Source organism: Thermodesulfovibrio sp. 3462-1 (genome assembly GCF_040451425.1).
Lineage (GTDB): Bacteria > Nitrospirota > Thermodesulfovibrionia > Thermodesulfovibrionales > Thermodesulfovibrionaceae > Thermodesulfovibrio > Thermodesulfovibrio obliviosus.
This window is the reverse complement of record NZ_CP144374.1, coordinates 513,107-531,968: the sequence shown is the minus strand read 5'-3', so window position 1 is coordinate 531,968 and position 18,862 is coordinate 513,107. Positions and strand designations below refer to the sequence as shown.

23 protein-coding genes and 1 pseudogene are annotated in these 18,862 nt (G+C 33.9%); 3 read left to right on the top strand and 21 right to left on the bottom strand.

Going from position 1 to position 18,862, the window contains the following annotated elements; genetic code table 11:
• Positions 1-2 precede the first annotated feature (2 nt).
• The 3 genes from rsmG to rimI are packed head-to-tail and all read left to right on the top strand — an operon-like array spanning position 3 to position 1,719.
• A complete protein-coding gene (gene rsmG, locus V4D31_RS02725; protein ID WP_353686711.1) occupies positions 3-620 on the top strand; it encodes a 16S rRNA (guanine(527)-N(7))-methyltransferase RsmG in 618 nt (205 codons plus the stop codon).
• Positions 608-1,282 (top strand): tRNA (adenosine(37)-N6)-threonylcarbamoyltransferase complex dimerization subunit type 1 TsaB, encoded by a 675-nt coding sequence (tsaB, locus tag V4D31_RS02720; RefSeq protein ID WP_353686710.1) that lies wholly within the window; start codon positions 608-610, stop codon positions 1,280-1,282. The genes rsmG and tsaB overlap by 13 nt, the downstream gene beginning before the upstream one ends.
• Complete coding sequence (gene rimI, locus V4D31_RS02715) at positions 1,279-1,719, top strand: ribosomal protein S18-alanine N-acetyltransferase (protein ID WP_353686709.1); 441 nt, start codon at positions 1,279-1,281, stop codon at positions 1,717-1,719. Before tsaB ends, rimI begins: the two co-directional genes overlap by 4 nt.
• On the opposite strand, the gene V4D31_RS02710 is transcribed toward rimI, so the two are convergent.
• The 21 genes and pseudogenes from V4D31_RS02710 to asnB all read right to left on the bottom strand — a co-directional run bounded on the left by V4D31_RS02710 (position 1,716) and on the right by asnB (position 18,859).
• The gene (locus tag V4D31_RS02710; protein ID WP_353686708.1) at positions 1,716-2,708 is read right to left on the bottom strand and encodes an NAD(P)H-dependent glycerol-3-phosphate dehydrogenase; all 993 of its coding nucleotides are present in this window, start codon (positions 2,706-2,708) and stop codon (positions 1,716-1,718) included. The two genes, rimI and V4D31_RS02710, sit on opposite strands and share 4 nt — an antisense overlap.
• 1 nt (position 2,709) lies before the next feature.
• The gene (locus V4D31_RS02705) at positions 2,710-4,323 is read right to left on the bottom strand and encodes an acyl--CoA ligase (RefSeq protein WP_353686707.1); all 1,614 of its coding nucleotides are present in this window, start codon (positions 4,321-4,323) and stop codon (positions 2,710-2,712) included.
• A 156-nt stretch (positions 4,324-4,479) separates the two neighbouring features.
• On the bottom strand, positions 4,480-4,878 hold the full coding sequence (locus V4D31_RS02700) for a hypothetical protein (RefSeq protein WP_353686706.1): 399 nt from the start codon (positions 4,876-4,878) through the stop codon (positions 4,480-4,482).
• A gap of 93 nt (positions 4,879-4,971) precedes the next feature.
• A complete protein-coding gene (locus tag V4D31_RS02695; protein WP_353686705.1) occupies positions 4,972-5,232 on the bottom strand; it encodes a hypothetical protein in 261 nt (86 codons plus the stop codon).
• Between the two features lie 91 nt (positions 5,233-5,323).
• Positions 5,324-5,647 (bottom strand): hypothetical protein, encoded by a 324-nt coding sequence (locus V4D31_RS02690; protein WP_353687076.1) that lies wholly within the window; start codon positions 5,645-5,647, stop codon positions 5,324-5,326.
• Between the two features lie 22 nt (positions 5,648-5,669).
• Positions 5,670-5,936, bottom strand: a complete 267-nt coding sequence (locus V4D31_RS02685) for a hypothetical protein (protein ID WP_353686704.1) — start codon at positions 5,934-5,936, stop codon at positions 5,670-5,672.
• A 3-nt stretch (positions 5,937-5,939) separates the two neighbouring features.
• Positions 5,940-6,832, bottom strand: a pseudogene (locus V4D31_RS02680) (sugar phosphate nucleotidyltransferase).
• 91 nt (positions 6,833-6,923) lie between these two features.
• Entirely contained in the window at positions 6,924-7,196 is a 273-nt protein-coding gene (locus V4D31_RS02675) for a WecB/TagA/CpsF family glycosyltransferase (protein WP_353686703.1), read from the bottom strand.
• Complete coding sequence (locus V4D31_RS02670) at positions 7,193-7,561, bottom strand: WecB/TagA/CpsF family glycosyltransferase (protein WP_353686702.1); 369 nt, start codon at positions 7,559-7,561, stop codon at positions 7,193-7,195. Before V4D31_RS02670 ends, V4D31_RS02675 begins: the two co-directional genes overlap by 4 nt.
• Positions 7,562-7,690: 129 nt before the next feature.
• The gene (locus tag V4D31_RS02665) at positions 7,691-7,834 is read right to left on the bottom strand and encodes an integrase core domain-containing protein (RefSeq protein WP_353687075.1); all 144 of its coding nucleotides are present in this window, start codon (positions 7,832-7,834) and stop codon (positions 7,691-7,693) included.
• Positions 7,800-8,144 carry a DDE-type integrase/transposase/recombinase gene (locus tag V4D31_RS02660; RefSeq protein ID WP_353686701.1) on the bottom strand — a complete coding sequence of 115 codons (345 nt, stop codon included), beginning with the start codon at positions 8,142-8,144 and terminating at the stop codon, positions 7,800-7,802. Before V4D31_RS02660 ends, V4D31_RS02665 begins: the two co-directional genes overlap by 35 nt.
• Positions 8,145-8,146: 2 nt before the next feature.
• A complete protein-coding gene (locus tag V4D31_RS02655) occupies positions 8,147-8,395 on the bottom strand; it encodes an IS3 family transposase (protein WP_353686700.1) in 249 nt (82 codons plus the stop codon).
• Positions 8,367-8,498 (bottom strand): hypothetical protein, encoded by a 132-nt coding sequence (locus V4D31_RS02650; protein ID WP_353686679.1) that lies wholly within the window; start codon positions 8,496-8,498, stop codon positions 8,367-8,369. The genes V4D31_RS02655 and V4D31_RS02650 overlap by 29 nt, the downstream gene beginning before the upstream one ends.
• Positions 8,499-9,350: 852 nt before the next feature.
• Positions 9,351-11,267 carry a nucleoside-diphosphate sugar epimerase/dehydratase gene (locus V4D31_RS02645; protein WP_353686699.1) on the bottom strand — a complete coding sequence of 639 codons (1,917 nt, stop codon included), beginning with the start codon at positions 11,265-11,267 and terminating at the stop codon, positions 9,351-9,353.
• Positions 11,268-11,270: 3 nt separating this feature from the next.
• Positions 11,271-12,263, bottom strand: a complete 993-nt coding sequence (locus V4D31_RS02640; RefSeq protein WP_353686698.1) for a pyruvate dehydrogenase complex E1 component subunit beta — start codon at positions 12,261-12,263, stop codon at positions 11,271-11,273.
• The gene (locus tag V4D31_RS02635) at positions 12,247-13,227 is read right to left on the bottom strand and encodes a thiamine pyrophosphate-dependent dehydrogenase E1 component subunit alpha (protein ID WP_353686697.1); all 981 of its coding nucleotides are present in this window, start codon (positions 13,225-13,227) and stop codon (positions 12,247-12,249) included. Before V4D31_RS02635 ends, V4D31_RS02640 begins: the two co-directional genes overlap by 17 nt.
• The gene (locus tag V4D31_RS02630) at positions 13,224-13,841 is read right to left on the bottom strand and encodes a sugar transferase (RefSeq protein ID WP_353686696.1); all 618 of its coding nucleotides are present in this window, start codon (positions 13,839-13,841) and stop codon (positions 13,224-13,226) included. The genes V4D31_RS02635 and V4D31_RS02630 overlap by 4 nt, the downstream gene beginning before the upstream one ends.
• Positions 13,842-13,849: 8 nt before the next feature.
• Positions 13,850-14,974, bottom strand: a complete 1,125-nt coding sequence (locus V4D31_RS02625) for a DegT/DnrJ/EryC1/StrS family aminotransferase (RefSeq protein WP_353686695.1) — start codon at positions 14,972-14,974, stop codon at positions 13,850-13,852.
• Between the two features lie 16 nt (positions 14,975-14,990).
• Positions 14,991-15,767 (bottom strand): class I SAM-dependent methyltransferase, encoded by a 777-nt coding sequence (locus tag V4D31_RS02620; protein ID WP_353686694.1) that lies wholly within the window; start codon positions 15,765-15,767, stop codon positions 14,991-14,993.
• Entirely contained in the window at positions 15,749-16,999 is a 1,251-nt protein-coding gene (locus V4D31_RS02615) for a glycosyltransferase family 4 protein (RefSeq protein WP_353686693.1), read from the bottom strand. The genes V4D31_RS02620 and V4D31_RS02615 overlap by 19 nt, the downstream gene beginning before the upstream one ends.
• Positions 17,000-17,008: 9 nt before the next feature.
• A complete protein-coding gene (asnB, locus tag V4D31_RS02610; RefSeq protein WP_353686692.1) occupies positions 17,009-18,859 on the bottom strand; it encodes an asparagine synthase (glutamine-hydrolyzing) in 1,851 nt (616 codons plus the stop codon).
• Positions 18,860-18,862 lie beyond the last annotated feature (3 nt).

Here is an 18,862-nt window from a genome sequence, read left to right as displayed (position 1 = left end):
TTATGAAAGATTTAAAAACTTTTCTAAAAGAATGTTTAAATCTCAACGATGAAGCAACGGTTGATAAATTTTTGATTTATCTTGCTGAGTTAAAGAAATGGAGCAAAGTTTACAATCTAACTTCCATTGAAGATGAAAAAGAAATAGTAGTAAAACATTTTTTAGACTCTCTTTTGTATCTATCTTTTATTCCTCAGAAACCATTGAGCATTGCAGACATTGGAAGCGGTGCTGGTTTTCCTGGTGTGCCACTTGCAACTGTAAGAAATGATTTAAAAATAGCATTAGTAGAACCTTCATGGAAAAAATGTGCCTTTTTGAAAAATTTAAAGACAAAGCTTAATCTTTCTAACATTAAAGTTTATCAGAGCAGAGCTGAAGAAGTTGAGGAAAAATTTGATATTGTTGTTTCAAGAGCATTATGGAGCCTGAAAGAATTTGTTGAAAAATGTGAGCATTTACTAAAAGACAGCGGATATTTTTTAATAAGTAAATCCTTTAAACTTCACGAGGAGATGAAACAGTTGCCACAACAATACAGGACAGAGATAAAAGAGTTCAACCTTCCTTATGTAAATGGTAAAAGATATATTGTTAAAATAGAAAAATGCGAATCTTAGGAATTGATACTTCAACAAAATTTGCAGGTATAGCAGTATTAGAAGATGGAAAATTAATTGCTCAATCTACAATGCAATTTATGGCAGGACATTCTGAAAAACTTCTTCCAGAGATTGCTCATGTTCTTGAGATTATGAAAATTCCCATTGAAACAATTGATTATTATGCAATTACTGCTGGACCAGGTTCATTCACAGGCTTAAGAGTTGGAGTAAGCACAGTGAAAGGATTCTGTTTTATGACACAAAAAAAAGTTATTCCTGTTTCAACTCTTGAAGTTATTGCCTGGAGTTTTCCTTATTGTAAATATCAAATATGTCCGATTCTGGATGCAAGAAAAAGTGAAGTTTTTGCTGCTTTGTTTAAATGGACAGAAACACAAATTCAGCGAATTAAGGAGGATTCTGTAATTAATCTTGAAGCTTTGATCCAGTGGATTAAAGAAAAAACAGTATTTATTGGAAGTGGTGCAGAACTTTATAAAGAAAAACTGATTGAAAAGCTTGGTAATAAAGCTATACTATTACCTCAGGTATATTCACTGCCAGATCCAGCCATTGTAGCCTTTGTTGCATTACAAAGATTAAAAGAAGCAATTCATGCAAAAGATTTAAAGCCTGTTTATCTGAGGAAATCAGAAGCAGAAATAAAATTTGGATGAATTTAATTATAAGAAAGCTTAAAGAAGAAGACCTTTTAGCGGTTTTAGAGATTGCAAAACAGAGTTTTTCTATGCCCTGGTCATTAAAATCCTTCAGAGAGGAGCTTTTAAATCCTCAATCCATTCTCAAAGTTGCTGAATTTAATGGAGAAATTGCTGGTTATATAGTTTTGCGAAAAATACTGGATGAAGCAGAACTGCTTTCAATTGCTGTAAAACCTGCACTGAGAAGAAAGGGAATTGCAACAGAACTTATGAGAAATCTTCTGGATGAGATAAAAAACTCTGTAAAATCCTGTTTTCTTGAAGTAAGGGTATCAAATACACAGGCAATCAGTTTTTATGAAAAGATGGGATTTAAAAAAGTGGGAATGCGAAAAAAATATTATCTTTTACCTGAAGAAGATGGGATTATTATGAAACTTGATTTAAATTAATAAAACTCGGGCTTTAAAGTTCTATTCATTAAATCCCATGCTGCCTGTCGAGGTGATTTACCTTCATAAATAACCTGATAAACTTCAGATGTAATTGGCATTTCCACATCAAGTTTTTTTGAAAGTTGCATCAAAGAAAAACTTGTCTCAACCCCTTCTGCAACTCCTCGCATGCTTTTTGAAATCTCTTCTAATGATTCACCTCTGCCAAGCCTGTATCCAACAGTGAAATTTCTTGAGAGCTTTGATGTGCATGTGAGAAAAAGATCCCCAAGTCCACTTAATCCTGAAAAGGTTATCTCTTTTGCTCCCATTTTTTTACCAAGCCTTATGATTTCATGTAATCCCCTTGTAATGAGTGCTGCTTTTGCATTATTGCCAAGCTCAAGAGCATCACAAATACCAGCGGCAATTGCAATAACATTTTTTACAGCTCCTCCGATTTCAGCTCCCAGAGGATCATCGTGTTCATATACGCGGAAATATGGAGTGTTAAAGATTTCCTGTAAAAGCAGTCTCTGTGTTTTTTCAGCACCAGATATTGTTACAGCTGTTGGTTTTTCTTGAGCAACTTCAATTGCAAAAGAAGGACCTGAAAGCACATAAGCCTTTTTATTTAGTATTTCTTCAAGAATCATTGAAGGTGTTTCTAGAGTTTCTTTTTCTATGCCCTTTGAGACACTTACAATTATATTTTCATCATTTAATTTACCCCTCAGGGAAATAAAAACACTCCGGATATGCTGAGTTGGAACAACATTTATAATAAATCTTGCTTTTTTAATTGCTTCAAATATATCATCAGTGGCAATTAAATTATCTGGTAGTTTAATGTTAGGTAAGTATAAGGGATTCTCTTTTTTAAAATTAATAGCATCAGCAATCTCTTTTTTTCTTGCCCAGACTATTACATCAAATCCTTTTTTTGAAAGTAAGGAAGCCAGGGTTGTTCCCCAGCTTCCTGCTCCTATTACTGCTATATATGACATATTATTTTAATTTACCAAACTCTTTAAGTTTGAGTTCCTTTCTTTTTATCTTACCACTTATTGTTTTTGGAAGTTCTTCAACAAATTCTATTTTTCTTGGATATTTGTATGGTGCTGTCTCTTTTTTCACAAATTCTTGAATTTCCTTAACAAGACTTTCAGAAGGCTCATAATCCTGGGCAAGAACAATAAATGCTTTAACAACTTCTCCTCTAACTTCATCAGGACTTGCTACCACAGCAGCTTCCTTAACAGCAGGATGCTTAATAAGAGCACTTTCAACTTCAAATGGACCAATACGATATCCAGCACTTATTATGACATCGTCTTCTCTGCCAACAAACCAGAAATATCCTTCCTCATCTTTATACCCTCTGTCACGGGTAAAATACCATTCGCCTCTGAAGGCAGCAGCCATCTCTAATTTGTCGCCAATGTATTCCTGAAAAAGTCCGACAGGTCTTTGAGGATTTATTTTAATTGCAATGTTTCCCTCTGTATCAGGAGGAAGGGGTTTTCCTTCATCGTCAACAATATCTATTTCAAAACCAGGGGTTGGAAGTCCTGTTGCTCCTGACTTCATCGGAACAAATCTGAACATAGCAAGAGTATTTACTGTTTCTGTTTGCCCATATCCGTTGTAGATGTATTGTCCAGTAGCTTCTTTCCACAGGTTAATTATTTCAGGATTTAGAGGCTCACCTGCTGCAACAAAGTGTCTTACTGTTTTAAATTTTAATTCACTCAAAGGAATTTCTTTGACAATCATTCTATAAGCAGTAGGAGGTCCACAGAGAGTATTTATTTCATATTTTTTTAATGTTTCCACAATCAACGAAGGTGAAAACTTTCCTTTTCTATAATATGTAAAAACCGTTGTTCCCATATTCCATGGTCCAAAAAAGCTTGACCATGCAGCTTTTGCCCATCCTGTGTCAGAAATATTCCAATGAATTTCATCAGGCTTTAAATCAAGCCAGAATTTCCCAGTTATTATATGAGCAAGAGGATAACTCACCTGAGTATGAAGAACCATCTTAGGTAGCCCTGTTGTCCCTGATGTAAAAAATATAAATGCTGGGTCATTGGAAAAGGTTTTCTCACCCAGAAATGCTTCGCTTTTTAGCAGTTCTTCATATTTATGCCATCCAGATTGATTTTCAGTATTGATTAAAATCACATCCTTACCGTATTTATTAACAGCTTCTTCAATTTTTGGGGCATTTTCACTGTCTGAAACAACAGCTTTCACATCAGCTGCTTTAAGTCTGTATTCAATATCTTTTGCTGTAAGAAGTGTTGTCCCAGGTATGGCAACAGCATTAATTCTCATAGTTGCAAGAACAGCTATCCACCATTCAGGTTTGTTTGGAAGTAGTATTAAAACTTTGTCACCTTTATTTATTCCTAATTTTTTGAATCCTCCAGCGAGTTTGCTTGAAAGTATGGTTAAGTCGCGGAAACTGAATTTTTTTAATTCATGTCCATCTGTCCAGATTAATGCTGTTTTGTCATTCCATTTGTCAAAAACATCCAGAGGAAAAGAAAATTTCTCGGGAACATTGAGTCTAAAGTTTTTGACTTCTTCATAGTAATTTTTCATAGTTTCTTGCATAGTACCCTCCATTAGTAATTTGCATAATCTAAAATTATAAAATAAAAGATTAAAAGTTTCAAATTTTTGTATTGACACCTGAATTTAATGAGAGAGTTAATAAAACATTTGTAGAGTATTCAGAAAATTTTTATGCCCTTGTCTGTTGAGAAGCTCTTACTTTAAAACCCTGAAAAACAGCGTTAAGATTGCAACAAGAACACCAACCTGCCCTGCCCAGAATATAAACATCCACTTTATAAGCGTAGTCTTTACTTTTTCTATTTTTACTTCAAGCTCAGCTTTTAGCTCAGCAATGTCTTGCTTTACTTCAGCCCGAAGCTCAGCAATGTCTTGCTTTGTAGCATTCCTTAACTCAGCAATATCTTGCTTTGTTGCACTTCTTAATTCAACAATATCCTGTTTTGTAGCAAGCAAATCCTTTTTTCTTTCAAACTCTTTCTCTACTCTTAAATCAATGAATTCAAGAAGAGTTTTTGCAGATTCCTCTCCAATCTTGTTTCTTAATGCATCATAAATTTCTATCTCTGTCACAGGCATAGTTAAGTATAACATAAAAAAAAGATTTTGAAAAACTGTTGCTTATTCCCTAAGCCTGAGCTTTAAAATCTTCCAGTAAAGGTAAGTATAAAATATACAGAAAAAAATTCAACAGACAATAAGAATTTTTGTATTATCCCAGAATAAAAGAGCAGGAACAATTGCAAATGCATTAATAATCCAGAGAAAAACAGAAGTTAAAGGATTCCTAACATCTGGAGCATAAAGATTTAAAAAGCGTTTTATAAAAATTTTATAAATTATCATATGAAGATGAAGTCCATCTGGGCTCATAGCTGATCTTTTTCTTAAAATGCATTTTCTATAAATAGAAAAGAGGGTTTCGTAAATCGGATAAAGATTTACCATAAACACAAACCAGGCAGAAACTTGAGGATGTTTTTTTACAAGAAGGATACTACAAATCCCTATTAAAAACCCCGTAAAATATGCACCTCCATCACCGAGAAAGACAAAGCCAAAGGGATAGTTCAAAAGAAAAAAAACCAAGAAGAGAAAAAGAGGCTATTACACATATACTTGTTATCTCATAATCTCCAAGTTTATAGGCAACAAAAGCAATAGCCATAAAAATCATTATGGAAACCATGCTTGCAAGCCCGTTAAATCCATCAATTATATTTATAGCATTAACTATTCCAACAATAGCAAAGGCTGTAAACAAAAGTGAAATTATCTCAATTTTCAAAAGGGGATCAAAAAAAGGAAGATCAACTCTTATAATTTTTACTTCAAGAAATTTAAAAACTAAAAGTGCTGAAATTATAAGAAAAATTATTCTAATTTTAGGGGAAAGTTTTCCTGAAAGGTCTTTCTAAGAGACCTGCTAAAAAGACAGGTAAAGAAAATAGAACCAAGAGAGGAAAATTTGCTAAAAGCAATGCTAAAGTAATTCCTGAAAATACAGCAAGCCCACCGACTCTTGGAGTAGGGTGAGTATGAAAAGTCGAAGGTCCGATATGAAAATAATCACTAAGAAAAGCTCTATATTTTTTAGCTAAAATAATAATTAAAAGATTGACAAAAAAAGCTATAGCTACAAACTTAATCATTTTTTAACCTCGTTTATATCTGTCTTCAAATCTTACAATATCGTCTTTTTTTACGTATTCACCAACTTGAACCTCTATTATCTCAAGTGGGATTTTACCTGGATTTACGAGTCTGTGTTTTGCAGTCTTAGGGACAAATACATTTTCATTTTCGTGTACAAAAATCTCTTTTCTGTTTCCTTCTGAATCTTCTAAGATAACTTTTGCAGTTCCTTTTACCACTACCCAGTGTTCACTTCTTTTTATTCTGTACCTTTCCCTTTTTTCAAGCTCAGTATAACTTGCCCAAGGTCTATAAACTGTTTTATAAAACTCTGTTATTTTTTTTTGTTTCTGGGTTTTCTTTTAATATGGACACTAAATCTTTTATCTTCTGTCCTTCACCTTTTTTGGCGACAACTATTACATCCGGTGTTTCTATAATCATAAGGTCTTCCACTCCAACTGTGGCAATAATTCTTTCGTTTCCAAGAATTAATGAGTTTTTTGTATCTATATCTACAACCTTTCCGAATTTTACATTTTTATTCTCGTCTTTATCAAGGACTTCATAAACACTATCCCAAGACCCAATATCAGACCAAACAGAGTGTTTTTCAAACTCTTCAAATATTGTTTTGATAGAAAATGCAAACATTCCACTGTTCCAGTAGTAATTACCTGACATTATGTACTTTTGAGCGGTCTTTAAATATGGTTTTTTCATGGAACTGGTATTCGTTGTTAGTTATGATGACTATATCGTTTACGTTTTCAACAGCCTTTAAACATCTTTCAACTGTCTTTTGAAAAAGGCTTTTACTTGAATCTATACTCAAAAACTGTTTAGGAAAGTTCTTCCTCGACAAAGGAAAGAGCCTTGTTCCGCTACCACCTGCCAAAATAACAGCTTTCATGATGTATACCTCTCTTATTTTTAATAAAAACCAACGAAAGATTAATACTAACATAAATTACCACGTCCGAACAAAATTAATCAAATTTTTATTACTCTTTCCTCCGAACCTCACTTTGACTAAAATATTGATGAATAATTCTTAAAAGAAATTTAGGATTAGAAACTATATTCCTCCTCCACAATCTGTAAGGTTCCATTAAAAATCTTACAAACCATTCTAATCCCATTTTTTGAAAAATAGGATGTGGTCTCTTTTTAATTCCTGCATAAAAATCAAAAACAGCACTGATTGGTCCTAAAAACTTTACATCTAATTTGTCTTTATTCTTATAAATCCACTTTTCCTGCTTAGGAGCTGTCATCCTAAAACATCTGGTTTTACTTTGTTTATCATTTCTAAAATTAAACGATTTTCTTCCTCACTGAACTCGGATTTAAAAGGAGGAGAATAAGTTCCTATAATCCTTATATTGGGAAAATCCTTTTCCATCCTTTCTCTTATTTTTTGCAATGCCTTCTCTGTAGAACCAAGAAAAAAATAAAAATATGATTTTTTCTTGTTCAATTCCTTGCTTACACCATAAAAAATGTCATATCCAGTAATACGACGACGGATATTACCTTCAAGTATCTTAGATGCTAATACAATACCTATACCATCAGGCACTACAAGATCAGCTTTCTCTATCGCTTCGCGGAATAGGGAATCAGTTCTTGCAACTTCCAAAGAATGAGGATTGGCACATACGAAATATTTCTGTACTGCAGCCCCATTTGTCAAGACATTTTTTATGCCCTAAAGTTGTAGAGGTCATGCTGCCTCCAGGAAATATTCTCTCTTATACTCAGCCTCAAATTATTCTGGACTTATATAGCCCAGCCCACTGTGCACGTATAGTTTGTTATAATCAACCTCTATCCATCTTCCTATCCTTTCCCTTGCCTCCTCAAAACTCCCAAACTCATTAAGCCAGATTACCTCCTCTTTTATTGTCCTCATCATCCTCTCTGGTATCTGCATTGCCCTTTGGATTATCATAACTGGTGAATATCTGCTCAATACCGAGTGTTGCCATATTCCTCATAAATGAGGTAGCTGTCGGCTGCGAACCATTGTCACTTATAAGTTTTAGCCCTTGCCCTCTTACACCATCTGGAAATTCCTTCTCTACTGCCATCTCCAGTGCCTCCTCCCATTCTCCTGCCCTGCTCCTTAATGTGAGATTCCAGCCCACTATCTTCTTCGTATACCAGTCAAGCACTATTACCAGATATACCCATCCAATAGAAGATACCATGAATTCCGTCATATCTATTCCCCAATACTGCTTCGGTCTTTCAGCCCTGGGTTTGCTCCTCTGAGAACTCCTCTTTGCCTTATGAACTGTCTCGGTGTAAGTAGCCCATGTTTCTTCATGATCCCCTGAACCCTCTTGTGATTCACCTTTAAGCCTTCTCTATGCCTTAGCCAGGCAGTCACTCTCCTGTATCCCCAAAAGGGATGCCCTGTCTTTATCTTTTCGACAAGCTCGTTATCCCTTAAGAGATACTTCCCTCTCATTAACACCTTTCCCCCTGGCAGCACTATAATAGCTGCTCCTTGATATCCCCAGAGCTTTACAGGCATCTTTTATGGTGTATCCTGAACCCTTAAGCCACTGCACCGCCTCTACCTTGTTCCCATTAGCTCTTCCGTTTTTTTTAAAATCTCTATCTGTATGGCCTGCTTACCATTATCTTCTGAAGCCTCTCTATCTCTGCCCTGTAATGATTATCATCATATGAGCCATTTATAAGCCCCCTTTTCCTTTAGCCCCTCAAGGACTATTGCCAATTTTTCATCTACTGTCCATTTCCTCTGTTTCATTCTTTTTACCTCCTTGATAGGTTATTTCCCTCTGCTTATGCAGAAAGTCTGCAGCTCTTCAACCCTCGGCTGTCCAGTCAGAAGAGGGAGTGAGAATGCCTGGCTCTACACATTTACCGTGTCCACTCCCTATGGGGGTCAGTATAGTCTGTGCAAACGGCTTTTGATACCTGTGGTCAAAAAAGAAGATATGAAGGTCCGCTGGGGAAAGTTTAAATTTTGTCGCAGGGTTTAAGATTGAAGTGTCAATTTGAGGGAGGTTGTAGAGGGAAACTTTAATGCCCGAAAAATCAGCTGTGTCGCTGAGGAACACCTTTCCGGCGAGCGTTTTCCCCGACGGTTTGTTGGGAGAACAAGCGAAGAAAAGAAAGATTAAAACAAGTATGATAATTTTCCATATAGCCGACGCCAAATCAAATTTTTCTCAATTTTCAATAAGCGTTCGGGTCACCTTTTATCATTATCTGCTGTTTTTATCTTCAGCAATTGTTCTAATTACCCTCGCTGGAACACCAGCGACGATAGTGTAGGGTGGAACATCTTTGATAACTATTGTTTGTATGTGCCATCTGTTCTCTAAAAACTATCCATAAAACCAAAACACTTGTCATAATAAACTGTGGAGAGTCAGTATTGACTTGACCATGAACTAACTAGTTATTTTCTTACAAAAATCTTGTAAAATCTTTTTTATCAGGAGATCTGAGTTACCATTAATCATTATTTTTCCTATATTATCTAAAAAATTTTCAATTTCATTAATGGACAAATTTTTATTTTCTTTTGCAATGAAGATTTTTTCATACTTTGTTGCTATAGTACCTTCTTCTGCAGTCAAAATATCCTCAAAAAGATTTTCACCTGGTCTTATTCCTGTGAATTTTATATCAATATCTTTATAAGGCTCTAAGCCATGAATTCTTATAAAAGTTTCAGCAAGATCAATTATCCTCACTGGTTCTCCCATATCAAGAACCATAATTTCTCCACCCTTGCCTACTGCTGAAGCTAAGAGAACTAATGAAACAGCCTCAGGGATAGTCATAAAGTATCTTTTCATATCTGGATGAGTTACTGTAAGTGGACCACCCTGTTTTAATTGTTCTAACCACACTGGTAAAACACTCCCTCTGCTACCAATAACATTGCCAAATCTTACAGAGATAAATTCTGTTTTACAGGAATCATTAAATGCCTTACATATGTATTCAGCCACTCTTTTTGTTGCTCCCATAACACTTTTCGGTTTTACTGCTTTATCTGTAGAAATAAGGACAAATCTTTCTACATTGTACTGTGTAGATAGCTTTGCTAAATTATAAGTTCCAAAGATGTTAACTTTAACTGCTTCATCAGGATTATACTCCATCATTGGCACATGTTTATAGGCTGCTGCATGAAAAACTATATCAGGTTTAAATCTCTCAAAAACTTTGTTCATTTTTTCAAAATCCCTTATATCTCCAACAATAAAATGTAATTTTCCGCTGTAAGGAATTTTACTTATTTTTACTTCCATATTGAATAGTTCTGTCTCATCAATGTCAAGAAGAATAAGCTCTGAGGGGTTGAACTGTAGTGCGTGCATAACAATTTCACTTCCGATTGACCCTCCTGCTCCTGTGGTAAGAATTCTTTTTCCCTTAAGAAAAGATTCAACCTTTTTAAAATCTGTTCTAACAGCCTGCCTTGCTAAAAGGTCTTCAATCTTTATATCTTCAAGCTTTTTTAGAGTGATTTCAGGTTTCTCAAAATCGTATATTTTGGGTATTATTTTAATTGTCTTTACCCCGCAGTTTTTCGCTTCAATATAAATCTTTGTAAGTTTTTTATGACTAAGTGAATTGATTGATATTATAATAGCTTCTACATTGTAATCTTTGACAATCTTTTCAAGATTTTCAATGCTATCCAGAACTTTAATATTATGGATATACGCTCCGATTTTTCTTTTATCGTCGTCTAAGAAACCAATTGGATAAAACTCAGTGTAATTTTGTCTTTTTATATCTCTTAAAACCATCTCCCCAACATTTCCAGCACCAACTATTATTGTCCTTAACCCTTTTTTAATTTGCCTTCCTTTGATTATTTCAAGATAAAATCTTTTTGATATTCTCAAAGTAGAAGTAGCAATAAAGAAAAGCAAGCTATCAATAAAAACTACACTTATTGGAATAGATGAAAAAGCCCTGTAAAACTTTAATGGTAGGATTTTTGAAAAAGGGGTATAATTTCTTAAAGCAAAAACACTGGATACTAAAACAAGTGTAGCAATTAATGTAGAATTGCCAATTTTTAAAAGCTCTAAGAGAGAAACATACCTCCATGAGATTTTGTAAAGATTAAAAATATAAAAAAGAGCAATCTTAATGAAAATAAAAAATGGGAAAGCTATTACAAACAATCTAACATACTGGGGTGGAAGACTAAAATCAAAACGAATTAAGAAGGCAAAATAAAGAGAAAATATGGCAATTAAAATATCTGATACTAAAAAGAAAACTGTTCGTTTAAAAGATGTTGGTTTTAAAAGATTTTTAAGAAAGTTTTTTATTCCGTCCATTTATTACTTTTTCATAACTTTCATTACTGCTTCCATAATATCTCTGTAATTTGGATAATAAGCTTCTTCTAAAACTCTATTTGCTGGTGCAGGAGCATCTGGTAAAGCGACTCTTCTTGGTGGTGAATGAAGATAATCAAAAAGATTCTCCGATATAAATGCTAATATTTCTGCCGAAAAACCTCCTGTCTTCCAACCTACATCTGCTATAACAACTTTTCCTGTTTTTTTTATAGATTGTAAAATTATTTCAGTATCATATGGTTTAAGACTTCTCAAATCTATCACTTCTGCATCTATGTTGTGTTCTCTTCCTAAATGATCTGCTGCTTTTAATGATTCTAAAACCATATAAGAAATACTAATAATGGTTATGTCTTTGCCAGTTTTTCTTATAACTCCTTTACCTATTGGAACAGAATACGTATTTTCTGGAACCACACCTTCAATTCTGTAAAGCCATCTATCGTCTATATAGACAACAGGATTTGGATCCTGAACCGCTGAAATCATCAATCCTTTTGCATCATATGGGGTTGAGGGCATCACAACTTTTAAGCCTGGAACATGGACAAAAAAATTATGAAGAGCCTGAGAATGCTGTGCTGCCTGTTCACCGCCTCTATTTATTATTCCCCATATTACCACAGGAACATTTAATTTACCTCCAAACATATAATGCCAATTTGCTGCCTGGTTAATAATTGGATCCATGGCAAAAAGCATAAAGTCCATTCTTGGATGCACAACAATTGGTTTCATTCCTGCGATAGCCGCACCAACAGCTGCTCCGGTTACAGCATTTTCAGATACAGGTGTATCTATAACTCTCTCAGAACCGAACTTCTCAAGAAGACCTCTACAAGTATTCCCAACATACCAAGGGCTTTTAACTCCCTGTCCTATAATAAAAACAGACTCATCTGATTCCATCAATTGATGAAGAGATTCATTTATTGCCAAACTATACTGAAGTTTTCTATTCTTTGAAGACATATTTATTCACCTCTTCTTTTTTTGGATTCGGGCTATTATTAGAAAAAATATGAGCCTTTTTTACTTCTTCCTCTATCTTTCTTTTTATTTCTTCTATCTCTTTATTTGTGATTATTTTATTCTTAATAAGAAATCTCTCAAATCTTACAATTGGATCTCTTTTCCTCCATTTTTCAACTTCTTCTTTTGATCTGATATCTGTATGAACTCCCTGAATATTATCATCAGGGCCTACATGACCTCTAAGTCTATAAGTAATGCATTCTATAAATACAGGCCCATTTTTAGACCTGCATAATTCAACTGCTTTTTTAGCAGTTTCATAAACTTTTAAAACATTATTCCCATCAATTCTAAAGCTTTTAATTTCAAATGGTATAGCAAGTCTATAAATATATGGATTAACCCTACATTCTCTAATTGGCATATGAGTGGAATAGAGATTATTTTCACAAACAAAAATGATAGGTAGTTTTTTTAGGGCTGCAAAATTTAGACATTCATGTAAAACTCCCTCTCCTGCTGCACCATCACCAAAAAAGCTTACTGTTACTCTATCTTCTCCTTTTATTTTAGAGGCTAAAGCAGAACCTACTGCCAGAGAAATAGTTCCAGCAACAATTGGTGCAGCTCCAAGAAGTCCAACTTCAGGACAAATAAGATGCATTGAACCTCCTCTACCTCTTGAACATCCTGTCTCTTTACAATATATTTCAGCAATCATTTCATTTAGGCTACCACCTTTTGCAATGTAATGACCATGTGATCTATGATTTCCAAAAATGTAGTCTTCCTTTTTAAGGGCTGCACATATACCTACAGCTATTGCTTCCTCACCAGAATAAAGATGACACGGTGTTTTTATTATGCCTTCTAAGATTGGCTCAACAAGGCTCTCCTCAGCAATTCTTATTTTTAGCATAGTTTCGTATAAATCCAATAAAAATTTTTTAGAATATTTCATTTTTCCTCATTAATATATTTTTTCTTTGTTATAACTGTTAAAACAGTCAAAAAAATAATTTTTAAATCTGTTAAAAAAGAATGCTCATTAACATATTTTAACTGTAGCTTTATTTTAGTAGGTCTTATCTTTTCCATATATGTTTTTTCTGGATCAGGAGAACCAGCTAAAATTGCTCCTTCATCAGGATTCCACAGAGATGCCCAATCTGTTATTCCAGGCTTTACTGTTAATATCTTCTTTTCTTCTTCAGTAAACATATTAACATAAAATGGAACTTCAGGGCGAGGACCCACAATGCTCATCTCTCCTTTCAAGACATTTATTAACTGTGGCAGTTCATCAATCTTATATTTTCTGAGAAATCTTCCAATTTTTGTTATTCGTGGGTCATCATCAGCTGTAGAAGGACCTCCAATCTTTTCAGCATCTACAATCATTGTTCTAAACTTATATATCCTGAAAGGCTTCCCATATTTACCAACTCTTATCCCACGGTAAAAAATAGGCCCGCTATCTTCCTTTTTAATTAAATAGGCGATTACTAAAAAAAGAGGGGTTAGAAAAATTAATCCGATACTTGAAACTATTATATCAAAAGCTCTTTTAAGCATACTTGATCCTACTTGCTACCATATCCGTAAAACTCTCGAATTTTATTTGCTACATAGTAAACATCATCGTCAGTTAAAGATGTATTCATGGGCAAAAGAAGACATCTTTGGAACATTTTTTCTGTAAATGGAAGTTTTACATTAAACCCAAGTTTTTCCCATTGATGAACTGCTTTGCCACCCCACTGGATTATTGTTCCGATCCCATTTTTACTTAAATATTCTTTAAGTTCATCCCTTCGTTCGGCTTCTATTTCATAGTTTTGATATATGTCAAAATGCTCAGGATCACTGTTAGGCGCAGGAGGAAGACCTATCTCTTTTACATCTCCGAGCAGGCTCTGATAAAGACCTGCTATTTCTCTGCGTCTGGAAATCTCTTGCTCATAGAAAGAAAGTTTATAATTGAGAATAGCTGCTTGTATGTTATCTAGACGAGAATTGAATCCCCATATTATAACTTCACCTGTTTCATCCCTTCCATGGTCTCTAAGCATTCTGAGTTTTTTATATATTTTTTCATCATTTGTAAAAACTACACCTCCATCTCCGAGACATCCAAGTGTTTTAGCAGGATAAAAACTCACAACCCCAGCAAGACCAAAAGTTCCTGCACATCTTCCTTTAAATTTAGAGCCCAGTGCCTGAGCAGCATCTTCAACAATAATTAAATTATTTTTATCAGCTATTGATTGTAACTCATCCATGTTAGCTGTTCTTCCATTCAACTGGGTTGGCATAATGGCTTTTGTGCGTGAAGTAATAGCCTTTTCTACAGATTGATGATCAATGAGATGATCCCTCCCACATTCAACAGGAATAGGAGTAGCTCCTGTAAAATATATAGCTGAAGCTGTTGCCACCATTGTATGAGAACAGAAAATTACCTCATCACCTGGTCCTATCCCTGCTGCTCTTAAGGCAAGATGAAGCCCATCAGTTGCATTACCAACTCCGACTGCATATTTTGCTCCTACATATTTGGCAATATTATTTTCAAACTCCTCCAAATCCTTCTGCAATATAAATGCACCACGCCTTCCAACATCTCTTATAATGGATAAAAACTTTTCTTCATTAGAAGTAAATACATATGGATAATTGAAAAATGGAACATTTCTTATTTCACCCATCTTTACTCCTTATATTTTATTTCTTTGCAACTGCATAAATTATTTTGAATTCTTTATTAGGTTTATCCACAGGTATTGAAACAGGTTCTGTATAATTTGCCATCCCCTCTTTTATCTCGTAAGGGAGAGGCCTTTGCTTTCCCATAAATATTCTTTTAAGATATGCTCTTGCCTTCAGACTTCCTGGAATTAAATTTAACTTTACAGCCATTTTCTTTATAAAAGAAACTACTCTGTTCTTTATTCCATGTTTTTCTACTTTAAATGCTCCGAATAGCTTAACTTCCTTAAATTCATTTCTTAATGCTTCGTATAATTCAGGAACAGAAAAATATTTAACAGAATATGGAGATGGATGAAAATCTTCCCACTCTTTGTTAACTGTACATATAATAAGAATTCCTTCTTCTCTTAAAACTCTTTTGGCTTCTTGTATAAATTTTTGAGGTTCTTTTAAGTAGTATATAGCTTCAAAAAGTAAAACTAAGTCAAAGGTTTCTTCTGAAAAGGGAAGGTTATGAGCATCCATTATCTCTATTTTTATTTTATCTTTTATTTTATCGCCATAGTATTTCTTAGCAATGCTAACATTATTCTCATCAATATCACCGCCTATTACATTCTTTGCAACCTTTGCAAGATAACCAAGTCCTATGCCAGCACCACAAGCAACCTCTAAAACATCCTTCCCTTCAGCAAACTGATGAGCAAAGTGATATCTATGATATAGCCTTTCTATCTGCTCCTGTGTTGCTTTCAGCCCTGGCGTTTCTGTTATTTCATAGTAGCCCATTCTTTATGCCTCTTATAAACCGTTTCTATATGTTTTACATACTCCTCATATATCTTATCAGCATCAAACATTTCGTCAAAGAGCTTGCGAGCATTTTCTGACATTTTAGCATAAAGAGCTTTGTCATTGTAAAGTTTTTTAATAAAATCTGTTAGTGCTTCAACATCATTTGGTGGATAATAAAATCCAATCTGATATTTCTCAATGATTTCTTTTAGGTCTCCCTGAAAAGCAGATATAACAGGAAGCCCAGCTGAAAGGTAAGCATAACTCTTATTTGTAAGCAAACTTGCATTTCTTGCAACAGGGCACACACCGACTTTTGCGTGCTTTAACCAAAATTCTATTTCATCGTGATTAAGCCACCCAGTCAAAGTTACATTGTTAAGATTTTTTGATGCGATTTTTAATTCATCAAATAGTTCTCCGGTTCCTGCAATAACAAAATGAATGTTTTCATTTTTTAGCTTTTCCGCCACTTCTAAAAGTATAGAGGGATTATGATATTTTCTTGACATTGTTCCGACAAAGAATATTATAAATTTATCCTTGAGTTCTTCAATTAAATGCGTAAATTTAGCAGTTTTAGAATCGTTGAGGGTCTTTTGTCTTTTATATCCAATAGGCAATATCTTATCCGTGAGCGTTTTTTCACGTGTTGCATACTTCAACCCCCATTCAAGAAAAGTATTTGTTACCGCAATTAGCCCATCTGCCATTTGCATAGTTTTTCTTATCATTTGAAAATCTATAACAAGCAATTTACGGGCGATTCCTTGTAGTGGCTTAGGAATATGCTCAAGAAATATATCAGGCCATGGGTCCCGTATATCTACCAATACGGGAATATTATTCTTTTTTGCAAACATAACTGCTTGGTACGCTAAATCATGTGGCGGCATGGATGCAACTATTACATCTGGCTTCGGTATTACAGAAGCCTGTCTTTTAAATTTCCATGCAATAATCCTGTGGTCAATATAGCGAGAAAGGGAGAGGTTTTTCTTATATCCAATGCCTTTTAAAGCAAAAATCTTATAATTCTTTTGGATTTCAAACTGTGTATCTTTTTTAAATATCCACTTCTTTTTAAAATGGTCAAAAGCACTTGCCCACCATAAAACAGAATGCCCTCTTTCAACGAGTTTGTCTGCTAAAATAGCAGTCCTCATCTTTTTGATGCTATTATCAATAGGCAAAGGTTCACCTGTTTGAATAAGCCATATGTTCATTTTAACCCTTTAATTCATAAAAAATTTTCTTGTCCACATTTCAGCAATTAGAGCTCTTGAAATATCTGTATACCAGATATCTTTTTTACCTCTCTGAAATTTATGATAGTATTCCAAAAACAACTTGCTATCTATAATTCCCATTTCTTCTAATATACTTTTAGTAAAAATTTTATTTATTAACGATGAAAATTCTTTCATAAGCCATAATTTTTCAGGTATAATAAATCCTTGTTTATCTCTTCTCCATCTTATTTGGTGGGGCAACTCATAAATAGCTTTCCTGAGAATATACTTACTCCATCCACTATTCAGTTTAAAAGCAATTGGTAGATTTAAAACATAATTTACTAATCTATGATCTAAAAAAGGCAGCCTTATCTCTAAAGAATGTGCCATAGAATTTCTATCTTCGTAGTGAGTGAGTGCAGGAACCGAATATTTATCAATGTCAAGGATTTGTCTTTCTTTTAAATTATTAGCCTCCCATATAGGTTCAAGGGTATCATTAATTTTTAAAAAAGACTTAGGAGTTTTCCTAATAAGAAAAGGGAGGTATCTTCTTGCTTCACTTAATTTGAATTGCCAAACCATAGTTCTTTTGATAAAGGAGTTCATTAGCTGAGTCAATGCCTCTTTGAAAGCACTTGTTTTAATTAAATTTCTAATGTTGAAGAAAAAATATTTTAAATAACCCATTAATATTTCGTCTCCTCCCTGCCCACTTAGAACAACTACAATATCACTATTTTTTCTCAATGTCTCTAATACCATATACTGCGCCACAGCGCTAAAACCACAAAAAGGTTCATCATTGTGATAAATGACTTTGTCTATATATTTTAAGAATATCTTTTCATCATTGAATTTGAATAAAATTTTATGATTTTCGATTTTTGCTTTTTGCGTAATAATATCAATATACCTTTCCTCACTATATTTTTTTTCTTTTGAGATAACAGAATAAGTGCAAAACTTGTCTTGTAATTTGTTTGCTATTATTGAGATTGACGATGAATCTAAGCCACCGCTTAGTAAGGCTCCAACTTTTACATCACTTCTCAACCTGATTTTAACGCTGTCTATAAAAAGCTGGCGAAAATTTTCTGCTGCTTCATTAAGTGTTAAATTTGGCATTTCTTCAATTTGATAATCCCAATATTTGCTGATTTTAATTTCTCCAGTATCAAGATGGATAACAAAATTGTGTTTTGGTTTTACTTTATATACATTCTTGAAAAAACTCTCATCGTCATAATCTACAAGTCCTTGTTCAATATATTTAAACATAACGGTATGATTAAGCTCCTTTTTTGGTAAAAGTGGGAGAAGTTGTTTAATTTCACTGGCGAAATAAAATCTGCCTCGGTCTTGTATATAATACAAGGGTTTAATAGAAAATCTGTCTCTACTAAGAATTATTTTTCTATTAGGTATATCCAATATAGCAAAGGCCCACATCCCGTTTAATTTACTAAATCCATCTTCTCCATATTTTTTATAAATTTTCAATATAACTTCAGTATCAGAATTTGTCTTAAATATAAAACCCTCTTGTTTTAATTCCTGTTTTAATTCTAAGTAGTTAAAAATTTCACCATTATATATTATACATAATCCTTCACCATCACTTAGAGGTTGATTAGCATTTTCAGAAAGATCTATTATTGAAAGCCTTCTATGACCAAGAAAAATTTCAAATTTATCTTTATTTTCGGATTTTTCTTTCAGATTTATAGCAATGTAGCCGGATGCATTAGGACCTCTGTAAGCTACCATATCCGTTAAAAAGACAAACTTATCAAAATCATTATTTGAAAAACTTCCTTTTAGATTTACAGCTCCAAAAATTCCACACATGGT